A 24538-nucleotide genomic window follows, 5' to 3' on the forward strand; every position below is an offset into this window, starting at 1 on the left:
GGCACCGAGACAACAGGGTGGACCAAGTAGGGCCGCTCGTCGCCGTCGTTGCGTGGCAGCCCGGCGCAGCCTCCGGTCCCACCGACGCCGAGGTAGCGACGGCCACGCTAGAGATCGGGGCAGCGGGCGGCGAGGCCCTCTCAGAGTTGCCCGTACGCTAGCGCGCGTCGGCAGCCGCAGCTCGACCTTCCCAGTCGCACCGGTTGCAGCCGAATAGAGTCCGCCGACGTGCCGACCTACGCCTAGTGCCGCATCAGACAACCTTTGCTCCGTAGTGACGTGACGCGCCGTTCGGATGCTGGTTCGGACGGCGCGGTGTCGCCAGGCTGTCCGGGTGGCAGAACGAGTACGTGTCCGCGAGATCGATGACGACGAGGGGCAGCGCCTGTTGCGGATCATCCGCAGGGGCACGAGGTCGGTGGTGACCTGGCGGCGCGCCCAGATGGTGCTGCTGTCCCCGCAGGGTATGCCCGTGGCGAAGATTGCCGAGGTGACATTCACGAACGCGGACCGGGTCCGGGATGTGATCCACAATTTCAACGCCGGCAGTTTCGACTCCCTGTATCCGAAGCGCAAGGGCGGTCGGCCCAAGACCTTCACCCTGCCTGAGCGGCGCGAGATCAAGAAGATCGCGAAGTCCAAGCCGACCGAGCACGACCTGCCATTTGCGACGTGGAGTCTGACCAAGCTGGCGGACTTCCTGGTCGCCGAGGGGATGGTCGATGACATCAGCCACGGGGGCCTGCGCATCCTGCTCCGCGAGGAGGGCGTCTCCTTTCAACGCCTGAAGACCTGGAAGACCTCCAAGGACCCTGACTATGCGGCGAAGAAGGCCCGCATCGAGCACCTCTACGCGATCGCCGACGCCTAGGTCATGCCCGACAAGGGTGAACCCGAACCCATCTTCTGGATGGATGAGTTCGGGCCTCTCAACGTGATGCCACATCCGGGGCGGCATTGGGCCGAGCGAGCCGGCAAGCACAAGGACCCCGACCGTGAACCTCGCCGACGGCGCCGGGCGACCTACAACCGCTACGGCGGAGTACGACGCCTGTTCGCCGCCCTGGACCTGGCCAAGGACAAGCTCTACGGTCACATTGAGCCGCTCAAGAGGCGGAGGCAGTTCCTCGAGTTCTGCCGCTGCCTGCGCACCCTCTACCCGCCGCAGGTCCGCATCGCGATCGTCTGCGACAACTTCTCCCCGCACCTGACCACGAAGAGATGCCAGCGGGTCGGTGCCTGGGTCGCGGCGAACAACGTCGAGATCGCTTACACCCTGACCAACAGCTCCTGGCTCAACCGCATAGAAGCCCAGTTCACCGCCCTGCGCTACTTCACCCTCGAGGCACCGACCACGCCAGCCACGAGGAGCAGGGCAGCATGATCCGGCGCTACATCGCCTGGCGAAACCGCCATGCCGACGACCAGCGCCTACGCGCCGTCGTCGACAGGGCCAACACTGCCTGATCCGGCGCTACACGCCGCATGCTCGGCGCAGTTCCCACGGGCGCGGGCGATCTCCGCGCGCCAGGTGGCGAGGGCGTCGCTCAGGTTGGCGCCCTCAGCCACATCGAACCCACCGTGGGGGGCATCCGGGTCGGCCTGCGGGTCGTAGATGGGCGGAGCCTGTTCTCCGGCGAACACGCGGCGGAACCAATTGCGCTCCATCTCCGCCATGTGCTGGACCAGGCCGGTCAGAGTGAAGTCGGACGGCGGCACGGACGCCTCGGCGGCCTGCTCATCGTCCAGCCCCTCGCACTTCATGGCCAGTGTGGTGCGGTGAAAGTCCAGCGAGCTTTCCAGCGTCGTGGGCTCGTCGGCGTTCAGGGGCGGCATAGGGCGATCGATGGCACTCATCGGTTGATTATCGCCAGTGTCCGAACCAAGTGGTCGATTCGTGTGCAGTACACGCCGGAGGGGCCGCCACGCTCCCACCGAGGGCGGCCTCTACGCGGTCGGCTCAGGGCCAACTGGTCGTCAACCTCCTCTACCTCTTGACGTGAGGGACATCCGGAGGCTGTGCGCCCGCATCGCCCGTGGCGTGTTCCGGTCTTCAGCGGCCGATATACCGGCTGAGCGAGATCCCCTGTCTGTACGGTCGTGATCACGCCAAAGTGAACGAAGCTCACAGCCGGTCGGCCACGTAGCCTGCGGCATGCAGTCAATGTCTTACGGAGCTGCCGTCGTAATTCGGCCTTATCGCTCGTGACACGTTAGTTCGAATGTTCTGTGGATCAACTTAACTTCGTCCTCTTACACCCTTAGCCAGGTAGGTGATGCATCGTGCGCACCCACGCGCGAAGACTTGTCACAGCCCTCCTGACATCGACGCTCCTAACGATTACTGGGGTCGCCGCCCCAGCGTGGGCATCGTCTCAGGGGCGCTCGCCTTACGAGGCCTCGACGGTCATTACTCAGCCCAGGACCCCCACCGCAGCAGACCTGCCCAAGCCGCCCAAGTCCATGACGCTGGCCGAGCGCCGGAAGCAGGTCACCAAGAACCGGCTCGGCCTGTCTCCCATCAGCGACTACATGAAGAAGCCGGGACGGAAGCCGACCAGCAAGCCGGCGCGGCCGAACGGCCACGGCGCCACGCGCGGTCCCGCCGCTCAGTCGCCGAATGCCGTTCGTCCCGGCGTAGCTGCCGCGCCGGAGAACCCGACCTGGGTGTCGTCCTGGGCAACAGCCTCTCCGGGTCTGCTGTCCATCGGCGGGCATGTGAAGCTGCCCAAGCGTGGGTCGACCTACAGCGGGATGTGGTTCTACGTTCTGGACGAGGCGGGCAACTTCGTCATCCAGCAGGAGATCAAGAAGTCGACGGACGATCCCAGCGGCGACACATCGCCTACCGGGGTGTGGTGCTACGACTGGTGGTCGAGCAACTCCTACCCCACCGACGAGTGCTTCTGGTGGGCCAGCAACGCTCTGGGCGGCTCTCTCCAGGACGGCAAGAAGTACTACGCGTGGATCTTCCTGAACAGCTCTGACGGATCATCCAGCCCGCAGGGAACGACCTCCCCGCTGGTGGAAGCCTTCTACACCCCGGTCATCCCCGGCGCTCAGGCCGGCATCTGCACCTGCTACGCACAGGCCCACCGCGCCGACCCGGTCAACACGGCGACCGGCATGTTCTACGAACAGCTCACCGACGCCTCCCTGGTGAGCGCCGGTGTCCCACTCACTCTGGAGCGCACCTACCGGTCAGACTCGACCGTCACCGGCCTCCTCGGGCGCGGCTGGTCCACCCCGTTCGACACGAGTCTGGCGGTCGCGACGGGCAAGGTGACGTACCGGTCGGACGACGGTGCGTCGTTCGTGTTCACGCAGGCCAGTGATGGCACCTACACAGCCCCAGCGGGGTCTGCGGCCAAGCTGGTCAAGGGCACCAGCACCTACACGATCACCACGCCGGATCACATTAAGCGGACCTTCGACAGCGCCGGGCTGCTCACCGCTGTGGTCGACACCGCCGGCAAGGGCCTGAGCCTGACCTACACCTCCGGAAAGCTCGCGTCCGTCAAGGATGCCGCCGGCCGTACCACCTCCTTCACGGTGGGCGCTGACGGGCTGCTCTCCAAGGTGGCCCTGCCCGACAACACTTCGGTGTCCTACACCTACACAGCCGGCCTGCTGACCTCCGTGACCGACCCGGCGGGCAGGACATCCTCGTACGCGTACGGCACCGACAAGCGACTGTCCTCCTACACCGACCCGGCGGGCGGCAAGGTCGCCAACTCCTACGACGCCTCGGGCCGGATCAAGTCCCAGACCGACCAGAACGGCAAGACGACCGCGTTCACCTGGGACGGCAAGAGCGAGTCGCACACCACGGCGCCCGACGGGGGCGTATGGACGGACGTCTACGCCGGCAACGTCCTGATGGAGACGATCGACCCATACGGCAAGAGCGTCAGCTACGACTACGACCGCTACCTGCACCCCGTCGCGATCACCGACCAGCGCGGCAACACCACTTCCATGACCTACGACAGCGCGGGGCGGATGCTCACCCGCAGCGCGCCGTCGGCGCTGGGCTACTCGGAGAGCTGGACCTACGACTCGGCCGGCAACATCACCAGCCACACCGACGGCCGCGGCAACAAGACGACGTACACGTACAACTCCTCGAACCAACTGACGTCCACCACAGACCCGTTGAACGGCAAGACCGCCTACACCTACACCGGCCTCGGCTCCCTGCAGACCGTGACCACCCCGCGCGGCAAGACCACCACCTACGGGTACGACGCGGCGGGCAACCGGACCTCGGTCACCACCCCGCTGAACGAGAAGACGACCTTCACGTACGACAAAGCCGGCCGCGTCCTTACCAAGACAGACCCACGCGGCAACGTCTCCGGGGCCGACCCGGCCGCCTACACCACGACGTACGCCTACGACGGCCGCGGGCTGCTCACTTCGGCCACCGACCCGCTGGGCCACACCACGGCCTACGAGTACAACGGCGCCGAGCAGGTGACCTCCGTACGGAACCCGGCGGGCGACAACAGCACGTTCGCCTACGACGACGCCGGCAACCTGACCCGCGCCACCGACCCCTCCAACGCCTCCCTCAGCCGCGTCTACGACGCCGGCGGACGCCTCACCTCCGAGACCAACCAGGCCGGCGGCAAGACCACGTACACCTACGACAAGGCCGGCCGCCTCCTGAGCAGCGTCTCCCCGCGCGGAAACGTCTCCGGCGCCGACCCGGCCGCGTACACCACGAGTTACACCTACGACGCCGCCGGAAACCGCACCGCAGTCACCGGACCCACGGGGGCGTCCACGACCACGACCTACGACGCGATCAACCGGCCGCTCGTGGTCACCGACCCGCGCAAGAGCACCACGAGCTACACGTACGACGCGAACGACAACGTCACCAAGGTCACGGATGCCGCGTCCAAGACGGTCACCTCCGTCTACGACAAGAACAACCGGCTCACCAGCAGCACCAACCAGCTCACCAAGACCACCGCGTACGCCTACGACGCCGACGGCAACCTGCTCAGCCGCACCTCCCCACTCGGCGGCAAGGCAAGCTGGACCTACGACGCGGACGGACGGCAGGCCACTTCGGTCGACCCCCGCGGCAACGTCACCGGCGCCGACCCGGCCCAGTACACGACCACCTACGGCTACGACCCGGCCGGCAACCCCACCACGGTCACCGACCCGCTCGGGGGTGTGACGACCACCGCCTACGACGCGGTGAACAACGTCGTCAAGCAGACCGACGCCGACAAACGCGCCACCGACTACGGCTACGACAAGCTCGACCACCTCACCGAGGTCACCGCCCCCGGCGGCGCGAAGACCGCCTTCACCCGTGACAGCACCGGCAACGTCACCACCCGCACCGACGCCAACGACCACGTCACGACCTACGGCTACGACACGGCCCACCGCCTCACCTCCGTCAGCGATCCGCTGAAGCGTGAGACGGCCTATGACTACGACGCCGAGAACAACCTCACCAAGAAGACCACCCCGCGCGGGAACACCGGCTACACCTACGATCCCCGCGGCCTGCTCACCAAGGTCGACTACTCCGACTCCACCCCGGACGTGACGTACGGCTACGACGCAGCCGGACAGATGACCACCCGCGCCAACTCCAAGATGTCCGAGGACTTCGTCTACGACGCGGTCGGCAACCTCACCAAGACCCGCGGCTTCACCTACACCTACGACGCCGCCGGGCAGATGCTCACCCGCAAGTACTCCGACGGCAACACGATCACCTACACGCACGACAACGACGGCCGTATCGCCACCATGGCGGCCGACGGCAAGACCACCACCTACACCTGGGATGCGGCCGACAATCTCACCAAGTCCGCACTGCCCAACACCGAGACCGAGGACCGCACCTACGACCGCGCGGGCCGTCTCACCGCCGTCACCTCGGCCAAGGCCGGCACCACGGTCACCAAGACCGCGCTCACCCTCTCGGCCGCGGGCCTGCCCTCCCACATAGACGTCACCAGGGCCGGCATCGGAAGCGGCGGCTACGACCTCACCTACGACACGGCCGGCCGTCTCACCACGGGCTGCGCACCCCAGCCTTGGGTCACCGGCTGCCCCACGACCCGCGCCACGTCCTACACCTACGACAAGGTCGGCAACCGCCTGACCTCCACCCTGGGCACCACCTCGACCAGCTACGCATACGACGCGGCCGACCAGCTCACCTCGAGCACCACCGGCTCCGCGATCACCGCATACGACTACGACGACGAAGGCAACCAGAACAAGGCGGGCAACGACACCTTCACCTACGACCTCGCCGGCCAGATCTCCGCCGCCACCGTGGCAGGGGCTGCCTACACCTACGACCACGACGCCGAGGGCAACCAGGTCACCGCCAGCAAGGACGGCGCAGTCACCAACCGCACCCAGTGGGACCCGAACGCCCCCCTGCCCATCCTGGCCAGCGAGTACGACAGCGCCTGGGCCCTGAAGCAGTCCTACCGCTACGACCCGCTCGGCCAGCCCACCGCCACCGCGACCGGCGCCGGGTCACTCTTCTACTACCACCACGACACCCAGGGTTCCCCGGTCGACGTCACCGGCAACACCGGCACCCTGTACCAGCGCTGGTCCTACGACTCCTTCGGCACCCGCGTCCTGGCCACCGCCACCAGCGGCGCCCCCGCGAGCACCCCGTCCTACACGGGCGCCCGCTACGAGATCACCACCGGCAACCTCGACCTCCACGCCCGCCAGTACAACACCGGCACCGGCCGCTTCACCCGACCGGACCCGGCCACCCGCGACCAGGCGACGCCCTACGTCTCGCCGTACGCCTACGCCGACAACACACCCAGCCTGCTGACAGACCCCAGCGGTCTGACACCCGCCGACCCGAACGACGAGCACGTCCACAGCCTCGGCCAGGTCCTCGGCATCTTCGGCAACGCCTTCGTCGACGTCTTCAAGTCGCCCTTCGTGTTCATGGGCGACGTCCACGACGCCTTCACCGGCGAGAACGGCGGCGCCGGCGGCTTCGTCGACAAGTACCTCCCCATCCGCCCCGCCTACCGCCTCTACCGCGCCGAGAGCATGCTCCGCGACCAGGGCTGCGACGCCTTGGCCGACCTGTACGCGGACGCGGCGGAGGAACTCACCCAACAGATCGCCGTCACCGGGGTCGGCGGGCTGACTGGGTGGCGACGAGCCGCAGTAAACCCGGAGGAAGCGGCGCCCTCGATCGGAAAGCGACGGTTCACCGCAGGCGTCAGAACGGTCCAAATCGTCGGCCCCCATGAGATTCGCACCGGGGACGTGCACGGTGATGTCGTCGTCCGAGGCGGAACCCTTGAGGGGAACGTGCATGGAACAGCGGTAATCACGGAAGGTGGGACCATAATTGGGAATGTACAAAATGTAGTCCAGATTGGCTCCCACAACATCATCGGTGAAGTTGGTCCTCCTGGAGCGAATTCTCTAGTCGGTGATGTCTACGGCGCAGCTGTCCAGGCTGGACGGATCACTGGCAGCATCACTGTAGACGGCCGTAAGCTGTGGCCGCTTGAATAGCCGCCGAAAAAACCAAGTGTACAGTTACCGCAACAGAGTTGAGCCGCCGAAACCGTAGAAACATTCGGGTACCACGCGGCTCATAAAAACACTTCCGCCGTAGGCGGGTTAGAACGGTCTGCCTCGCGGGAGATTGGTTGGGTCCCTCGACTCTCAACCGAGGGCCCAACCATGTATTCCTCCCGCAATATTTGCGCTCGATGGCCGGGGCGAGGTGACTATATCGGCACTGTTGGCACAGGCCACCGCCCGTGGGCCCCTTCAGCAGAATCTTGCCAATAGGAAGCCGGTGGCGTGGGAGCGATGCACCTGCCTGGCGCAGGTAGAGGTGCCCACGCCCGGATGTCGCGCCTGACGCTTCCTGGGCATGCTGAGGACTTCAGAGCGAGGTCGGGAAGGGGGCCAGATGTGAAGGCTGTGTCAACGGTCGGGTGGCTGACACGGAGTGAAGTCGACCCTCCCGGCTCTCAGGGAGTGATGGTCGATGGAGTCATAGACCTGGCAGCGGCCGCGTACGGTCCACTGCAATACCGCTTGACCGCTGTCCGCGCCATCGGCCACCCCGTGCACACCTGACGACGAAAGGGGCGCCGACCGCATGGCCGACGCCCCTTCACCGGGCCCGTGTCACGGGCTCAGCCGTGGATTAGCTGCAACCGCTGGTCGAGCCGCAGCCCTCGCAGATGTAGCAGGAGCCGGCGCGCTGCATCTTGGTGCCGCAGGAGAAGCAGAGCGGGGCGTCGGCCTGGATGCCGAGCTGCATCTCGACCAGCTCGGCGCTGGTGTGAGCCTGCTTGGGGGCCGGCTTGGCGGCCTCCGACTCGGCGTTCGGCGTGGCCACGGCCGTCAGCTCGGTGTGCCGCGGGGCGGACTGGGCCAGACCCTCGACGTCGACCTCGTCCTCCTCGATGGACGGCTCGTACGAACCGGTCTCCAGGTGACGCTGACGCTCCTCGGCGGAGTGGATGCCGAGCGCGGAGCGGGTCTCGAAGGGCAGGAAGTCCAGCGCCAGGCGGCGGAAGATGTAGTCGACGATCGACTGCGCCATCCGCACGTCCGGGTCGTCGGTCATACCGGCCGGCTCGAAGCGCATGTTGGTGAACTTCGAGACGTAGGTCTCCAGCGGCACGCCGTACTGGAGGCCCACCGACACGGCGATGGAGAAGGCGTCCATCATGCCCGCGAGCGTCGAGCCCTGCTTGGACATCTTCAGGAAGACCTCGCCGAGACCGTCGTCCGGGTAGGAGTTGGCGGTCATGTAGCCCTCGGCGCCGCCGACCGTGAAGGACGTGGTGATGCCGGGACGGCCCTTGGGCAGGCGCTTGCGGACCGGGCGGTACTCGACGACCTTCTCCACGGCCTCGCGGATGGTCGCCTCGGCCTTCTCGGTGACCTCGGCCTTCTCCTCCTCCTTCTTCTTGGCGGAGAGCGGCTGGCCGACCTTGCAGTTGTCGCGGTAGATGGCGAGCGCCTTGACGCCCAGCTTCCACGCCTCGAAGTAGATCTCCTCGACCTCCTCGACGGTCGCCGTCTCCGGCATGTTGACCGTCTTGGAGATGGCGCCGGAGATCCAGGGCTGGATCGCGGCCATCATGCGGACGTGGCCCATCGGGGAGATGGCCCGCTCGCCCATGGCGCAGTCGAACACCTCGTAGTGCTCGGGCTTGAGACCGGGGGCGTCGATCACATTGCCGTTCTCGGCGATGTGGGCGACGACCGCCTCGATCTGCTCCTCCTGGTAGCCCAGGCGGCGCAGGGCCTGCGGCACGGTGCCGTTGACGATCTGCATCGAACCGCCGCCGACGAGCTTCTTGAACTTGACCAGCGCGAGGTCCGGCTCGACACCGGTGGTGTCGCAGGACATCGCCAGACCGATGGTGCCGGTCGGGGCGAGCACGGACGCCTGCGAGTTACGGAAACCGTTCTTCTCGCCCAGGCGCACCACGTCCTGCCACGCCTCGGTGGCGGCGGCCCACACCGGGTTGTCCAGGTCGTCCATGTGGACGGCCACGGCGTTGGCGTCGGCGTGCTGCTTCATGACGCGCTTGTGGGCGTCGGCGTTGCGGGCGTAACCGTCGTACGGGCCGACGACCGCGGCCAGTTCGGCGGAGCGGCGGTAGGCCGTGCCGGTCATCAGGGAGGTGATGGCACCGGCGAGGGCGCGGCCGCCGTCGGAGTCGTACGCGTGGCCGGTCGCCATCAGCAGGGCGCCGAGGTTGGCGTAGCCGATGCCGAGCTGGCGGAAGGCGCGGGTGTTCTCGCCGATCTTCTGGGTCGGGAAGTCCGCGAAGCAGATCGAGATGTCCATCGCGGTGATGACCAGCTCGACGACCTTCTGGAAGCGCTCGGTCTCGAAGGACTGGTTGCCCTTGCCGTCGTCCTTCAGGAACTTCATCAGGTTCAGCGAGGCGAGGTTGCAGGACGTGTTGTCCAGGTGCATGTACTCGCTGCACGGGTTCGACGCGGTGATCCGGCCGGACTCGGGGCAGGTGTGCCAGTTGTTGATCATGTCGTCGTACTGGATGCCCGGGTCGGCACAGGCCCAGGCCGCCTCGGCGATCTTGCGGAAGAGCGCCTTGGCGTCGACCTCCTCGATGACCTCACCGGTCATCCGGGCCCGCAGGCCGAAGTCGGTGCCGTTCTCGACCGCGCGCATGAACTCGTCGTTCACGCGGACCGAGTTGTTGGCGTTCTGGTACTGGACGGACGCGATGTCGTCGCCGCCCAGGTCCATGTCGAAGCCCGCGTCGCGCAGGACGCGGATCTTCTCCTCCTCGCTGACCTTCGTCTGGATGAAGTCCTCGATGTCGGGGTGGTCGACGTCGAGGACGACCATCTTGGCCGCGCGGCGGGTGGCGCCACCGGACTTGATGGTTCCGGCGGAGGCGTCGGCGCCCCGCATGAAGGAGACGGGACCGGAGGCGTTGCCGCCGGAGGAGAGCAGCTCCTTGGAGGAGCGGATGCGGGACAGGTTCAGACCGGCGCCCGAACCGCCCTTGAAGATCATGCCCTCTTCCTTGTACCAGTCGAGGATCGACTCCATGGAGTCGTCGACGGACAGGATGAAGCAGGCGGAGACCTGCTGGGGCTGCGGCGTGCCCACGTTGAACCAGACCGGGCTGTTGAAGCTGAAGATCTGGTGCAGCAGGGCGTAGGCCAGCTCGTGCTCGAAGATCTCGGCATCGGCGGGCGAGGCGAAGTAGGAGTGGTCCTCGCCGGCCTTGCGGTACGTCTTCACGATGCGGTCGATGAGCTGCTTGAGCCCGGTCTCCCGCTGCGGGGTGCCCACGGCGCCCCGGAAGTACTTGCTGGTGACGATGTTGACCGCGTTCACCGACCAGAAGTCGGGGAACTCGACGCCACGCTGCTCGAAGTTGATCGAGCCGTCGCGCCAGTTGGTCATGACGACGTCACGGGGCTCCCACGCCACCTCGTCGTACGGGTGCACGCCGGGGGTGGTGTGGACGCGCTCGATGCGCAGCCCCTTGCCGGCCTTGGTGCCCTTGGTACGGGAACCTCGTGCCGGACCGCTCGCCGTCTCTGTCATGCCGCCTCCCATGTACGGGCGAAAACGCCCTGAAATGCCCCGATGTTCCCAGGGCACGTGTTCTGTCTGGTGTCGCGGGCACCCTCAGCTACGACCCGCGACAGGTCTTCGGTGCGCCGGCCGGTCAGTCGGCGGCGCGTGCGGGCACGGGGACCTGGGTGGTCCGTCCCGTCCCGCTCTGGTCTTCCTGGCTCCCCGGGGCCGCGTTCTCGACGTCCTCGTCGTCCGCGGCGGGGTCCGGCGTCGCTTCGCGCAGTTCGGCGATGGCGGCCTCGAAGTCCTCCAGCGAGTTGAACGCCCGGTAGACCGAGGCGAACCGCAGATAGGCGACGAGGTCGAGCTCCTGCAACGGGCCGAGTATGGCCAGCCCCACGTCGTGGGTGGTCAGCTCGGCACTCCCGGTGGCCCGCACCGCCTCCTCGACCCGCTGGCCGAGCTGGGCGAGCGCGTCCTCGGTCACGGGACGCCCCTGGCACGCCTTGCGCACACCGTTGATCACCTTGGTGCGGCTGAACGGCTCGGTGACACCGGACCGCTTCACCACCATGAGCGAACACGTCTCCACGGTCGTGAAACGACGGGAGCAGTCGGGGCACTGGCGGCGCCTGCGGATCGACGTGCCGTCGTCGGTCGTACGACTGTCGACCACCCGGCTGTCGGGGTGCCTGCAGAAGGGGCAGTGCATGATCTCCAACCCTCCTCACAGCAGACTCGATGGCCTCGCCGGGCCTCAGGGGCCTCACGAAGCAGCCCCAAGCATAGGCGATCGCGGAGGCCCGGAAGACCCGGGGTCCATGATCAACCACAACTTGTGGGGGCCTGTAGCCGCCTCACCACTACATGTAGGGATGACCCAGATTTCGCGGGAAACGCGCGTGTCGCCGTGGACAGGGGCACGGAGAGCGGCTCGAGAGCCCGCCGGCGCGACACGCACAAGTGCCCCGGAGCGCCGGGCGGGCGCACGGGGATACGGTGAACACCGCGCGGAGCCCTCGGGGAATTACGGCGGGGATCGCACCGCGGGTGGACCCGGCCACCGGTCGGTCACCGTTCGAATGGCACACTGGCGACGGCCGCGAGGCCATCCGCCCCGGCGGTGAAGAGTACAACAATGGGCACTTTTGCCCGCTGGACGTCGCGTAAGCCATACACCCGGACACTTGATCGCGTCAGGTGAATCGGACTTTTTCACTCGAACGTGTGTTTGGCGCAACCTTTCGAAAGCTACTACCGTTGTGCAGCAGGGAGACCATCGAGAGGGGCCGACGTGACCACGACCGCAGACAGTGCCGCCATCACCGCCCAGGACCGCTCCCAGGGCCGGGTGGAGCCGGTGCACGCGATGAACGAAGCCGCGCCCGAGGGCCACAAGCGCTCCCTGCCGGGCCGACCTCCAGGCATCCGCGCGGACAGCTCGGGGCTCACCGACCGGCAGCGCCGGGTGATCGAGGTCATCCGGGACTCCGTGCAGCGTCGTGGCTATCCGCCGTCCATGCGGGAGATCGGCCAGGCCGTCGGCCTCTCCAGCACCTCCTCGGTCGCGCACCAGCTCATGGCGCTGGAGCGCAAGGGCTTCCTGCGCCGCGACCCGCACCGGCCCCGCGCGTACGAGGTGCGCGGTTCCGACCAGGCGGTCAGCGTGCAGCCCACGGACACCGCCGGCAAGCCCGCCGCGTCGTACGTCCCGCTGGTGGGCCGCATCGCGGCCGGTGGCCCAATCCTCGCCGAGGAGTCCGTCGAGGACGTCTTCCCCCTCCCCCGGCAGCTCGTCGGCGACGGTGAGCTGTTCGTCCTCAAGGTCGTCGGCGACTCCATGATCGAGGCCGCGATCTGCGACGGCGACTGGGTCACGGTCCGCCGCCAGCCCGTCGCGGAGAACGGCGACATCGTGGCCGCCATGCTCGACGGCGAGGCCACGGTCAAGCGCTTCAAGCGCGAGGACGGCCATGTCTGGCTCCTCCCGCACAACGCGGCCTACGAGCCCATCCCCGGCGACGACGCCACCATCCTCGGCAAGGTCGTCGCGGTACTCCGCCGCGTGTGACGCCCGCACCGGACAAGCCTCTCGGCTCGTCCCCCTGCACCGGGCCCCGGAACCCCTGCGCCGGTTCCGGGGCCCTGCCATTGCCGTCAGCGGCAGGAGCAGGCCGGTACGCCGGGCCACTCCCGCCTCCGGCTCACTCTTCCTCGGCCTGCTTGGCCATCGCGTCGATCGCCGCGAGCGACTTGCGCACCTGATTGCGGTCGGTCGTGGTCCAGAAGTCGGGCAGCGACGCCTTCAGGTACGACCCGTAGCGGGCGGTCGCCAGCCGCTGGTCCAGCACCGCGACCACGCCACGGTCCCCGGACGCCCGGACGAGCCGGCCGGCGCCCTGAGCCATGAGCAGCGCGGCGTGGGTGGCGGCGACCGCCATGAAGCCGTTGCCACCCGCATCCTCCACCGCCTTCTGGCGGGCGCTCATCAGCGGATCGTCGGGGCGCGGGAACGGGATCTTGTCCATGACCACGAGCTGACAACTGGGTCCCGGCACATCCACGCCCTGCCACAGCGACAGCGTGCCGAAGAGGCAGGTGCGGGGGTCGGCCGCGAAATTCTTGATCAGCTCGCCGAGCGTCTCCTCGCCCTGGAGCAGGATGGGGAACTCGGGGATACGCACCCGCAGTTCCTCCGCCGCGAGCTGCGCGGCCCGCATGGAGGAGAACAGGCCGAGCGTGCGGCCGCCGGCGGCCTGGATCAGCTCGGTCAGCTCGTCCAGCATGTCGCCGCGGTCACCGTCCCGGGCCGGGCGGGCGAGGTGCTTGGCGATGTAGAGGATGCCCTGCTTGCGGTAGTCGAAGGGCGAGCCGACGTCGATGCCCTTCCACTGCGGCAGGTCGTCGCCCTCGGTCCCCTCCGGAGCCAGGCCCAGCGAGGCGCCGACGCCGTTGAAGTCGCCACCGAGCTTCAGGGTCGCCGAGGTCAGGATCACGCTGCGCTCGGTGAAGAGCTTCTCCCGGAGCAGCCCGGACACCGACATCGGAGCGACCCGCAGGGAGGCGCCGAAGCGGTCGTGGCGCTCGTACCAGACGACGTCCCACTCCGAGCCGTTCAGCACCCGCTCGGCGACGGCGTACACCGTCTCGACCGAGGCCACCGCCTGCTTGCGGACGGCGTCCTCGTCCTGCACGGACTTGTCGCGTGTCGCGCCGAGGGCGGTGATCACCGTGCGGGCGGCGTCGCGGAGAGCGGCCAGGGCGTAGCCGAGGTCTTCGGGGATCTCCTCCAGGCGGCCCGGCAGGGCCAGCTCCATCAGCCGCTCGAAGCCCTCGGCGGCGGTCTGGAGCTGGTCGGCGGCCTTCTCGTTGACGAGCTTGGCCGAGCGGCGGACCGCCCGGTTGACCTGGCCGGGGGTGAGTTCGCCGGTGGCGGCGCCGGTGACGCGGGAGACGAGTTCGTGGGCCTCGTCCACGATCAGCACCTCGTGCTGCGGCAGCACCGGGGCACCCTCGATGGCGTCGATCGCCAGCAGCGCGTGGTTGGTCACCACGACATCCGCGAGCTTGGCGCGCTCACGGGCCATCTCCGCGAAGCACTCGGCCCCGTACGCGCACTTCGAAGCACCCAGGCACTCGCGCGACGACACCGACACCTGGGCCCAGGCCCGGTCGGAGACGCCCGGCGTGAGATCGTCCCGGTCGCCGTTCTCCGTCTCGTCGGACCAGTCGCGCAGCCGGAGCAGGTCCTGGCCCAGCTTGCTGGTGGGCGCGGCCGCCTCGAACTGGTCGAAGAGGCCGTCCTCCTCGTCCTGCGGCATGCCCTCGTGCAGCCGGTGCAGACACAGATAGTTGGAGCGGCCCTTGAGCATGGCGAACTCCGGCCGGCGCCGCAGCAACGGGTGCAGGGCGTCGACCGTGCGCGGCAGGTCGCGCTCCACGAGCTGGCGCTGGAGCGCGAGCGTGGCGGTGGCGACGACGACCCGCTCCCCGTGCGCGAGCGCGGGCACGAGATAACCGAGCGACTTTCCGGTGCCGGTACCGGCCTGGACCAGCAGATGGGAGGTGTCGTCGATCGCCTCGGCGACCGCTTCGGCCATGGTGACCTGGCCGGGGCGCTCCGTGCCGCCGACGGCGGAGACGGCGGCGTGGAGGAGTTCGGGGAGTGAGGGCTTCGTCATAGCCCGACCACCCTACGGCCCTCCACTGACAATCGTGCCCGCTCGCCGGGGCGGGTGGAGCGGGATGCGCACACTTCCGAACTCCTGAACTTTTTTCCGCGAAAGCGGGAACTCGGCGGAATCCCCGTACGTACAACAGGTGAGCACCCGATCACGCGGTGCTACGAGGGTTCCTGCCGGACCCGGTCCCGGATCATGAGGGCGGCCCGCTTGCCGGGCAGATCGACCTCCGCCCGGCACCGGAATCCGGCCTTGCGGAAAGCGGCCACCGAGGGGGTGTTGCGCATGTCAGGTTCCGCGACGACGCGTGTGCAGGCACGGCGGCGTTCCATAACCAGCTCGGCCACGGCCGTGACCAGGGCCGAGCCGAGCCCTCGACCCCGGTGCGCGGCGTCCCCGATCAGCAGGTGGATACCCGTGTCGTGCGGGCGCGCCCGGTAGAGGCGGGCCAGCGGGTCGAGGTCGGCCCGGTAGATCTCCCAGTAGCTCATGGCGGTGCCGTCGAGCATGCCCAGGCAGGGCACGCTACGTCCGTCGCCGTCGAGCTGGGCGCGGAGGTGGCGCTCGGTCCGGTCCTGGGGGCCGGCCAGCTCCCAGAACTCCGCGACCGCGGGGTCGTTCATCCACCCGTGGATGAGGGGGAGATCGCGGTCGAGGCGGACCGGGGCCAGCTCAAAAGTGCCCACGGGAGTAGGGGTTGGGCCCCAGGTGCGGATGCCGTCCAGCGGGTCTGCCTCGCGGGGTGAGGCCGTCTGGCCGGGCAATGCGGCTCGCGGCGCGGTGAATTCGGCGGGCAGGCGCAGGTCCAGCGTCTCCTCGTTGTCCCAGAGGAGCGCGTTTGCCCCGGTGTCAGCGCTGCCCGGGCAGTCGGGGGTGACCGGGACGGGAAGGGCTTCGGCGGCGCCGGTGTCGGTGAGGGACACGTGCGCTCCTCTCATGGGGGCGGCTGGAGAAGGGGATCAGGAATGAAGGGGGTTGGCGATGGTGACGTAGACGGACTGGGTGTCGACGGGTCCGACGAGTTCGTCCAGGCCGTGCAGCCGGGTCAGCAGGTTGGCCTTGCAGCGCAGTACGGGTGAGTCGAGCAGGTTGCCCGGCAGGGAGCTGCGCAGGGCGGCGGGGCCGGAGGCGGCAGCGGTGAGGAAGCGGCGGAACGCGGCGAGGAGGAGGTGTTCGTCGGCCAGGCGCTGCGAGCCGAAGGCGCCGATGAGGCCGAACACGTTGTTGATAGCGAGGTAGTAGGCGAAGCGTTCGTCGGTGACCTCGTCGGAGACGAAGGTGTCGCTGCGCTCTCCGATGCCCGGCAGCCGGGCGTCGAGTTCGCCACGGCGGGACTCGCGGAAGTAGTAGCCCTGGTTGTCGCGGTAGCGGCCGCCGGACGGCCAGCCGTCCTGGTCGAGGCGGAGCAGGGTGTTCTGCTGGTGCGCCTCCAGCGCGATCCCCGCGTCGCCGTCGAGCCAGAGCACGGGCCGGACGACCTGTTCGAGGTAGCGCAGGAACCACTCGGCGGAGACCGCGCCCACCGGACGGCCGGTGCGGGCGGCGAGCCGCGAGACGAGCTGGGCCAGGCGGGAGTGGAGGCCCCTGGGGCCTGCCGTCGGACTCGGCTCGAAGTCCGGGCGCGGGGAGACCAGTCCGGCGACGCAGCCGACGTCGTCCGTGGGAGCGAAGGGGTTGTGCCTGATCATCACGTCGAGGCCGGGCACGGGCAGCCCGTCCGGGTCGTCCACGGCGAGCCAGGCGGGGTCGCGGACGATGTCGAAGCCGGGGTGGACGGCCTGCCACTCCTTCGCCAGCCCGGCGCGCAGCAGGCGGTGCACCTCGACGCCCCGGTGGAGTTCCTTGCGCAGGTTCTCCCGGCGGGAGTTGGTGATGCGCAGGCCGAGCGACAGCTTGAGCATCGCCGGGGAGCCCGAGCGGTGGACGGTCCGTACGGAGGAGGTGGGGTGCCAGGGCGAGCCGAGGGGGCCGAGGTCGCGGAGGAGGCCGGCGTCCAGCAGGGCGGCGACCGCCGGGCGGTGGCATACGTCGCGGGCCTGCCAGGGGTGCAGCGGAAGGGCGCTGTAGCCGTCGGGGAGGGGCAGGTCGGTTCCGGCGAGCCGGCGGAGGAGCTGGCCGGCGGGGACGGGGCGGCCGCGTTCGGTCCAGGCCGAGTCGGAGGCGAGCAGGGAGGGGGCGACGGCCAGCCAGTGCAGGGGGAAGGAGCCGCGCAGTTCCGGCGCGTACTGCCGGGCTTCGGCATCGGTGAGTTCCTCGCGGCTCTTCGGGGTGGGGTGCAGGGGGTGACCGAGGAGGAGGGCCTGTTCGGCGCTGAGGAAGAGGTCGGGGCCGTCCTCGGGGTGGGCGCGGCGGTCGAGCAGGAAGGTGGCGGTGCGGCGTTGTGAGTCGGCGACACGGGCGACGAGGTCGGCGCCGTCCGCCGGAGCGGTGCCCGGGGGCTCGACGGAGTCCGCCTGGCCGGGGCTCTCGCGGGTGAGGAGGGCGGCAAGGGTGACGGCGTTGACCGAGGGGGCGTGCTCGGGGGCACCGGCGAGCCGGGGCGGGCCGAAGCGGTGCCAGCCGGTCGGGGACCAGTGGCGGACGGGGGTGAGGAGGACGGTGCCGCTGGCCGGGAGCGGGATGTGCAGGGTGCCGTTGTCGGGGGCGGGGAGGCCGGTCTCGCGTACCCAGCAGCGCAGGAGGTTTTCCACGGCCGCCGACTGAGCCGCGATGTGCGGATCGGGGGCCTCCAGCGGATCGGCGTCGGGCTCGCCGGGCCGTCCGGCCACCGGTGTGCGCCGCTTCTGGTGCGGCACCGCGTCGGCGAGCGGTACGGGAGTGCTGCCGGGGTCCGCCGGGTCGTCGGGGGTCTCGGAACGGCCGTCGGGTGCGGGGGTGGCGTTCATGACAGTTCCTCGGGGGTGATGCGGGTGCGGGTTGGGTCGCGGAGGGGTTCCACACGGCGGATGAGAGGTGGGGCGGTGACGAGAGCAGGGGGTGCCGACGCGCAACGGTTCGGCAGGGTGGCGATGCCTGGAGGTGGGTTCGCCGCTCTCCGCCGACGCGCTTGGATGGTGCGCGTCGGCGGTGGGGTGGCCCGGCGGGGGCTAGCCCGTGCGCTGGCGGTCGCGGTTCGCGGCGGTGACCGCGTCGGCGAGGCGGTCCAGTACGGCCGACGCCTGCTCGTCGCTGATGGTCAGCGGCGGCAGGAGCCGTACGACACTGTTGTGGCGGCCGCCGAGTTCCACGATCAGCCCCCGGTCGAGGCACTCACGCTGGACGGCGACAGCGAGTTCGGGGTCGGCGGGAGGGGGCGCCGCAGCGGAGTCCCAGCCGTCCGACTCGGAGCCGCGCGCCTGCGGTACGGACCCGCCCGCCGGGTTGACCAGCTCGACCCCGATCATCAGCCCGCGTCCCCGCACGTCTCCCACGCAGGCGAACTCGTCCTGAAGCTGACGGAGTTGCTTCATCATGCGGTCGCCGAGGGTGGCGGCTCGTTCGGCGAGGCCGTTCTCGCGGACGTAAGTGAGGGTGGCGGTGCCCGCGGCCATGGCGAGCTGGTTGCCGCGGAAGGTGCCCGCGTGGGCGCCGGGCTGCCAGACGTCGAGTTCCTCGCGGTAGACGACGACGGCCAGCGGGAGGCTGCCGCCGATGGCCTTGGACAGGACCATCACGTCGGGGGTGATCCCGCTGTGGTCGACGGCCCAGAAGGCGCCGGTGCGGCCGACGCCGGTCTGGACCTCGTCCGCGATCAGGGGGATGGACCGGTCGGCGGTGACCCGGCGCATCCGGCGCAGCCAGTCGTCCGGCGCCGGGATCACGCCGCCCTCGCCCTGGACGGGTTCGAGGATCATCCCGGCGGGCCGGGGCACGCCGGACTTGGGATCGTCGAGGACGGACTCGGTCCAGCGGGCGGCGAGTTCGGCACCGCGCGGGCCGCCGACACCGAAGGGGCAGCGGTAGTCATGCGGATAGGGCAGGCGGCCCACCTGGAGGTCGGGGGCGCCGCCGGACGCGGCCAGGGCGCCGGCGGTCATGCCGTGGTAGGCGCCGGTGAAGGCGAGGATGCCGTTGCGTCCGGTCGCGGCGCGGACCAGTTTGAGGGCGGCCTCGACGGCGTCGGTCCCGGCCGGGCCGCAGAACTGCACGCGGGCCCGGTCGGCGAACCCGGCCGGCAGGGTGCGGAACAGCTCGGTGATGAAGGCGTCCTTCACCGGGGTCGCCAGGTCCAGCACGGAGAGAGGTGCGCCGGAGTCGAGGACCTTGCGGATGGCCTCCAGCACCACGGGGTGGTTGTGGCCGAGGGCCAGCGCCCCGGCGCCGGAGAGACAGTCGAGGTAACGACGGCCGTCCGCGCCCTCGATGGTGAGGCCACGCGCCCGCACGGGCACGATGGGCAGGGCCCGGGCATAGGTACGCGCGGCGGACTCGCGCGCCGACTGGCGCCTGAGAATCCCCTCGTGCACGGCCGGAGTTCCCCGGTGGGTGCTGTCGGCCTCCGACTCGGTCACGGCCACGGCTCGCTGTCCTCCCGCTGTCCAGAGGCGAGTTGCTCGACGGGGGCGGGCGCAGGCAGCGGTCCCCCACGGCTACCAACAGCCGACCGGCCGCGTGGTTACGGGTTGCTCCAAGATCCTTGCCGTGACGTAACCGTTGCGGTTCCGTCGGAAGTCACCTACAGCGAACGCATAGTGTGTGGTCCCGTCCCGGAAGTCCGGGGAACCGGTGCCCGTCCGCAGCGAGTTGGGTGCCGGAACCGGGCCGAAGCGCCAAGTTCCTTCACCACAGGGAGAGTCACCACCATGCACTCCATACGGCCGTCGTCCACCGCTCGCCGAGGAAGGGGTACGCCCCGCAGGACCTCCCGCGTGCTGGCGGCCGTCGCCCTCGCCTCGGCGCTGGCGCTGACCGCCACCGCGTGCGACGGAGACGGTGACGACAACGCCGGCGGCAGCTCGTCCTCCACCGCGCGGGGCTCGGACGGGAAGGTCCGCGTCCCGCAGGACCTCCAGGACAAGCTCCGCCAGCACGGCATCGACATGGACAAGTGGAAGAACGGCGCCTGGAAGAACTGGGACCGGGACGACTGGCTGCGCGAGGCCAACGACTTCATCAACCCGATCATCAACGGCCTGTGGGACAAGGACCGGATGCGGGGCGCCGACGACCCGGCCAAGCGGGTCGACGACAACGACCTCTCCGGCGACCAGGGCGTGACCGACCCCGAGCCGCAGCCGGTGCAGGCCAAGGCGGTCCGCCCGCCGTACCACACCAACGCGGCCACCTCCGGCAAGGTCTTCTTCGACTCCCCCAAGGGCACGATGGTCTGCTCGGCCACGGTGGTCGAGGACCCGGCGCACCCGGGCAAGTCCAACCTGATCTGGACGGCCGGCCACTGTGTGCACGCGGGCAAGAAGGGCGGCTGGTACCGCAACATCGCCTTCGTGCCGTCGTACAACAACCAGAGTCTGTCCTCCTCTCAGATGGAGGGCGCCTCCCGCGCGCAGGTCGCGCCGTACGGTGTCTGGTGGGCCGACGCGGCCAAGACCTCGCAGCAGTGGATCGACGGGGGCGGCGAGACCGGCGGCAACGGTGCCTCGTACGACTTCGCGGTGATCCATGTGACGCCGGAGCAGGGCAACGGGGGCAAGTCGCTGGAGGAGACGGTCGGCGGCGCGCTGCCGGTGGACTTCGCCGCGCCGGCCGCGACCGAGGTCAGCGCGGTCACCGCGAGCGGCTACCCGGCGGCGGAGCCGTACAACGGCCAGTTGCTGTACCAGTGCCAGGACAAGCCGGGCCGGCTGTCGATCGCCGAGGCGGACCCGACCATGTACCGCATCGGCTGCACCATGACCGGCGGCTCCTCCGGCGGCGGCTGGGTGGAGCAGGGCGCGAACGGCAAGCCCACGCTGGTCTCCAACACCTCGATCGGCCCCGCCTCCTCGGGCTGGCTGGCCGGTCCCCGGCTCGGTGAGGTCGCCAAGGGCGTGTACGACTCGGTCAGCGCGAAGTTCGCGAACCGGTAGCCGCCCCGCACTCATGACGAAGGCCCGCCGCCCCTCTCGCGAGGGGACGGCGGGCCTCTTCGTGCTCCGGCGGAAGAGCCGGTCAGGCGGTCGCGGTGGGTGTGTACGGGGCCAGGTCGGCCGCCAGCTCCGCGTGCACCCTGACCTTGATCAGCGTGCCCTCGGCGGTGTGCTCCTCGGAGAGCACCTCGCCCTCGGTGTGCGCGCGGGCGACCAGCTTGCCCTGCGTGTACGGCACGAGCGCCTCGACCTCGACCGAGGGGCGGGGCAGCTCCTCGTCGATCAGGGCGAGCAGCTCCTCCAGGCCCTGGCCGGTGCGCGCCGAGATGGCGATGGACCGCTTCTCGACCCGCAGCAGCCGCTGGAGCACCAGCGGGTCGGCCGCGTCCGCCTTGTTGATCACGACGATCTCGGGCACGTCGGTCGCGCCGACCTCCCGGATCACCTCACGCACGGCGGCGAGCTGCTCCTCCGGGACCGGGTGCGACCCGTCCACCACGTGCAGGATGAGGTCGGAGTCGCCGACCTCCTCCATGGTGGAGCGGAACGCCTCGACCAGGTGGTGCGGCAGATGCCGGACGAAGCCCACGGTGTCGGCCAGCGTGTACAGCCGGCCGCTCGGGGTCTCCGCGCGGCGGACGGTCGGGTCCAGGGTGGCGAACAGGGCGTTCTCCACCAGGACCCCCGCGCCCGTGAGGCGGTTGAGCAGGGAGGACTTGCCGGCGTTGGTGTAGCCGGCGATGGCGACGGAGGGCACCTTGTTGCGGCGGCGCTCCTGGCGCTTGATCTCGCGGCCGGTCTTCATCTCCGCGATCTCCCGGCGCATCTTCGCCATCTTCTCGCGGATGCGGCGCCGGTCCGTCTCGATCTTGGTCTCACCGGGACCACGGGTGGCCAGGCCACCGCGGCCGCCACCCATCTGCCGGGACAGCGACTGACCCCAGCCGCGCAGTCGCGGCAGCATGTACTGCATCTGCGCGAGCGCGACCTGCGCCTTGCCCTCACGGGACTTGGCGTGCTGGGCGAAGATGTCCAGGATCAGGGCCGTACGGTCGATGACCTTGACCTTGACGACGTCCTCGAGCTGGATGAGCTGGCCGGGGCTCAGCTCACCGTCGCAGATGACGGTGTCCGCGCCGGTCTCCATCACCACGTCGCGCAGCTCCAGGGCCTTGCCGGAGCCGATGTAGGTGGCCGCGTCGGGCTTGTCGCGGCGCTGGATCACGCCGTCGAGCACGAGGGCGCCCGCCGTCTCCGCGAGGGCGGCCAGCTCCGCGAGGGAGTTGTCCGCGTCCTGGGCGGTGCCGGTGGTCCACACTCCGACGAGTACGACCCGCTCCAGGCGGAGCTGGCGGTACTCGACCTCGGTGACGTCCTCCAGCTCGGTGGACAGCCCCGCCACCCGGCGCAGGGCCGCGCGCTCGGAGCGGTCGAACTGGTCGCCGTCACGCTCGCCGTCGATGTCGTGCTTCCAGGCGACGTCCTCTTCCATCAGGGCATCGGCCCGAAGACCTTCGGGATAGGCGTGCGCGAGGCGCTTGGCGTCCTGTGAAGGGGAAGAAGAGGAGGTCATTGGTTCCTTACGTCGAGGGAGGTACCGGTCCGGCGGTCGGTCGACCGTGGGGTCGGCGAGGGACCGGTGTTCATGAGGTGCAACGCGCGCGGGTCCCGGGAGATTCCCGTGCGCCGCGCCGCGCCGACCGGAAGATGGTCGCACGGCGCGGAGTACCGCGTCATCGGGTTATCGCCCGGGCACCAGGGGTCAGCTCTTCTTGGCGGAGCCCGCGGAGGCCGGCGCCGGGACCTGCTTCCAGTCCGGGTGGCCGGGCATGGGCGGGGTCTTCTCGCCGTACAGCCAGTCCCGGAAGAAGCCGGTCAGGTCGCGGCCGCCGATGGCGGAGGCGAGGCGGACGAAGTCGGCGGTGCCGACGCTGGTGTCCCGGTTCTCCTGGACCCACACCTTCTCAAGACGCTCGAAGGCGTCCCTGCCGATCTCCTGGCGCAGGGCGAAGAGGACCAGGGCGGCGCCGTCGTAGATGTTGGGGCGGAAGATGCCGATCTTCTGGCCGGGGGCGGGCGGCTTGGGCCTGGCGGGCGGACCGCCGGCGGCGCGCCAGCGGTCGGAAGCTCCGTAGGCGGCCTTCATGCGGTCCTCAAGGGGGCGGTCCGCCTTCTCCTCCGCGTAGAGGGCCTCGTACCAGGTGGCGTGGCCCTCGTTCAGCCAGACGTCGGACCAGGTGCGGGGGCTGACGCTGTCGCCGAACCACTGGTGGGACAGCTCGTGGACCATGACCGACTCGATGTACCACTTGGGGTAGGCAGGCTCGGTGAAGATGTCCTTCTCGAACAGCGACAGGGTCTGTGTCTCCAGCTCGAACCCCGTGCTGGCCTGCGCCATCAGCACGCCGTAGGTCTCGAACGGGTACGGGCCGATCTTGCTCTCCATCCACCCGATCTGGTCCGGCGTCTTGGCGAGCCAGGGCTCCAGTTCCTTCTTGTCGGCGGCGGGCACCACGTCGCGCAGCGGCAGTCCGTGCGGGCCCGTGCGCCGGATGACGGCGGAGTGGCCGATGGACACCTGGGCGAGTTCGGTGGCCATGGGGTGCCGGGAGCGGTAGTTCCAGGTGGTGGAGCCACCCGAGCCGCCCGCCTTGACCACGCCGGTGGGCAGGCCGTTGGCGACGGCGGTGTAGCCGTTCGGGGCGGTGACGTGGAAGGTGAACATCGCCTTGTCGGACGGGTGGTCGTTGCACGGGAAGACCAGGTGCGCGGCGTCGGCCTGGTTGGCCATGGCGAGCCCGTCGGTGGTCCGGACCCAGCCGCCGTCCTCATCGTCGGCGGGGCGGGGGTCGCTGGTGTGCCGCACGGTGATCCGGGTGACGCTGCCGAGCGGCAGCGCGTGGTCCGGGGTGACGACGAGATCCTCACCGGCGCTGGTGAAGGCGGCCCTGCGGCCGTCGACCTCGACGGACTCGACGGTGCCGTGCGCGAAGTCGAGGTTGATCCGGTTCAGCGAGCTGGTGAGCCGGGCGTCGATGGTGGTGACGGCTTTCAGCGGCCTGTCGTTGCTGCCGGGGTAGGTGAAGGCGAGGTCGTACGCGGCCACGTCATAGCCGGGGTTGCCCAGCTCCGGGAAGATCCGGTCGCCGACGCCCAGCGGTTCGGCGGGGGCTCCGGCGGCGACGAGACAGACCGTGACGGCCGAGGCGAGCAGGGCCGCCTTCGGGCGCCGGAGGAACCGGAGTGCGGGGTGCGGGCGCGTGGGGCGAGTGAGCAGCATGCCCCAC

At 69.5% G+C, this 24538-nt stretch carries 12 protein-coding genes and 1 pseudogene; 4 read left to right on the forward strand and 9 right to left on the reverse strand.

Annotation, left to right across the window (positions count from 1 at the left end):
- Window positions 1-334: 334 nt before the first annotated feature.
- Window positions 335-1467: pseudogene (locus tag E5083_RS32145) on the forward strand (IS630 family transposase).
- Here E5083_RS32145 and E5083_RS16670 read toward each other — a convergent pair.
- A complete protein-coding gene (locus tag E5083_RS16670; protein ID WP_135786474.1) occupies window positions 1432-1857 on the reverse strand; it encodes a DinB family protein in 426 nt (141 codons plus the stop codon). The pseudogene E5083_RS32145 and the gene E5083_RS16670 sit on opposite strands and share 36 nt — an antisense overlap.
- 606 nt (window positions 1858-2463) lie before the next feature.
- Here E5083_RS16670 and E5083_RS16675 point away from each other — a divergent pair.
- Window positions 2464-7545 (forward strand): DUF6531 domain-containing protein, encoded by a 5082-nt coding sequence (locus E5083_RS16675; protein WP_244317523.1) that lies wholly within the window; start codon window positions 2464-2466, stop codon window positions 7543-7545.
- A gap of 646 nt (window positions 7546-8191) precedes the next feature.
- On the opposite strand, the gene E5083_RS16680 is transcribed toward E5083_RS16675, so the two are convergent.
- Together E5083_RS16680 and nrdR are read right to left on the reverse strand one after the other, a co-directional pair.
- A complete protein-coding gene (locus tag E5083_RS16680) occupies window positions 8192-11092 on the reverse strand; it encodes a vitamin B12-dependent ribonucleotide reductase (RefSeq protein ID WP_135786475.1) in 2901 nt (966 codons plus the stop codon).
- A 124-nt stretch (window positions 11093-11216) separates the two neighbouring features.
- A complete protein-coding gene (nrdR, locus tag E5083_RS16685) occupies window positions 11217-11777 on the reverse strand; it encodes a transcriptional regulator NrdR (RefSeq protein WP_135786476.1) in 561 nt (186 codons plus the stop codon).
- A 582-nt stretch (window positions 11778-12359) separates the two neighbouring features.
- On the opposite strand from nrdR, the gene lexA reads away from it, so the two are divergent.
- Window positions 12360-13136 (forward strand): transcriptional repressor LexA, encoded by a 777-nt coding sequence (lexA, locus tag E5083_RS16690; RefSeq protein WP_030803240.1) that lies wholly within the window; start codon window positions 12360-12362, stop codon window positions 13134-13136.
- A gap of 133 nt (window positions 13137-13269) precedes the next feature.
- Here lexA and E5083_RS16695 read toward each other — a convergent pair whose 3' ends face one another.
- The 4 genes from E5083_RS16695 to E5083_RS16710 form a co-directional block, all read right to left on the reverse strand.
- Window positions 13270-15246: an ATP-dependent DNA helicase gene (locus E5083_RS16695; protein WP_135786477.1), complete on the reverse strand. Its 1977-nt coding sequence runs from the start codon at window positions 15244-15246 to the stop codon at window positions 13270-13272.
- 161 nt (window positions 15247-15407) lie between these two features.
- Window positions 15408-16184: a GNAT family N-acetyltransferase gene (locus E5083_RS16700; protein WP_135786478.1), complete on the reverse strand. Its 777-nt coding sequence runs from the start codon at window positions 16182-16184 to the stop codon at window positions 15408-15410.
- A gap of 21 nt (window positions 16185-16205) precedes the next feature.
- Entirely contained in the window at window positions 16206-18131 is a 1926-nt protein-coding gene (locus E5083_RS16705; RefSeq protein ID WP_135786479.1) for an IucA/IucC family protein, read from the reverse strand.
- 201 nt (window positions 18132-18332) lie between these two features.
- The gene (locus tag E5083_RS16710; RefSeq protein WP_135786480.1) at window positions 18333-19742 is read right to left on the reverse strand and encodes a diaminobutyrate--2-oxoglutarate transaminase family protein; all 1410 of its coding nucleotides are present in this window, start codon (window positions 19740-19742) and stop codon (window positions 18333-18335) included.
- Window positions 19743-20027: 285 nt separating this feature from the next.
- Between E5083_RS16710 and E5083_RS16715 the strand changes: the two genes are divergently transcribed.
- Complete coding sequence (locus E5083_RS16715; protein WP_208754063.1) at window positions 20028-21251, forward strand: trypsin-like serine peptidase; 1224 nt, start codon at window positions 20028-20030, stop codon at window positions 21249-21251.
- Window positions 21252-21333: 82 nt separating this feature from the next.
- Here the strand turns inward: E5083_RS16715 and hflX are convergent, their stop codons facing one another.
- The gene (hflX, locus tag E5083_RS16720; RefSeq protein ID WP_135786481.1) at window positions 21334-22824 is read right to left on the reverse strand and encodes a GTPase HflX; all 1491 of its coding nucleotides are present in this window, start codon (window positions 22822-22824) and stop codon (window positions 21334-21336) included.
- 189 nt (window positions 22825-23013) lie between these two features.
- Window positions 23014-24531, reverse strand: a complete 1518-nt coding sequence (locus E5083_RS16725) for a M1 family metallopeptidase (protein ID WP_135786482.1) — start codon at window positions 24529-24531, stop codon at window positions 23014-23016.
- Between the last annotated feature and the right edge of the window lie 7 nt (window positions 24532-24538).

Source organism: Streptomyces bauhiniae (genome assembly GCF_004784475.1).
Classification (GTDB): domain Bacteria; phylum Actinomycetota; class Actinomycetes; order Streptomycetales; family Streptomycetaceae; genus Streptomyces; species Streptomyces seoulensis.

Excerpts from the sequence above, each read along its gene's own strand:
- E5083_RS16670 (WP_135786474.1), bottom strand. The coding sequence starts at position 1,857 with ATGAGTGCCATCGATCGCCCTATGCCGCCCCTGAACGCCGACGAGCCC.
- E5083_RS16675 (WP_244317523.1), top strand. The coding sequence starts at position 2,464 with ATGACGCTGGCCGAGCGCCGGAAGCAGGTCACCAAGAACCGGCTCGGC.
- E5083_RS16680 (WP_135786475.1), bottom strand. The coding sequence starts at position 11,092 with ATGACAGAGACGGCGAGCGGTCCGGCACGAGGTTCCCGTACCAAGGGC.
- nrdR (WP_135786476.1), bottom strand. The coding sequence starts at position 11,777 with ATGCACTGCCCCTTCTGCAGGCACCCCGACAGCCGGGTGGTCGACAGT.
- E5083_RS16695 (WP_135786477.1), bottom strand. The coding sequence starts at position 15,246 with ATGACGAAGCCCTCACTCCCCGAACTCCTCCACGCCGCCGTCTCCGCC.
- E5083_RS16700 (WP_135786478.1), bottom strand. The coding sequence starts at position 16,184 with ATGAGAGGAGCGCACGTGTCCCTCACCGACACCGGCGCCGCCGAAGCC.
- E5083_RS16705 (WP_135786479.1), bottom strand. The coding sequence starts at position 18,131 with ATGAACGCCACCCCCGCACCCGACGGCCGTTCCGAGACCCCCGACGAC.
- E5083_RS16715 (WP_208754063.1), top strand. The coding sequence starts at position 20,028 with ATGCACTCCATACGGCCGTCGTCCACCGCTCGCCGAGGAAGGGGTACG.
- hflX (WP_135786481.1), bottom strand. The coding sequence starts at position 22,824 with ATGACCTCCTCTTCTTCCCCTTCACAGGACGCCAAGCGCCTCGCGCAC.
- E5083_RS16725 (WP_135786482.1), bottom strand. The coding sequence starts at position 24,531 with ATGCTGCTCACTCGCCCCACGCGCCCGCACCCCGCACTCCGGTTCCTC.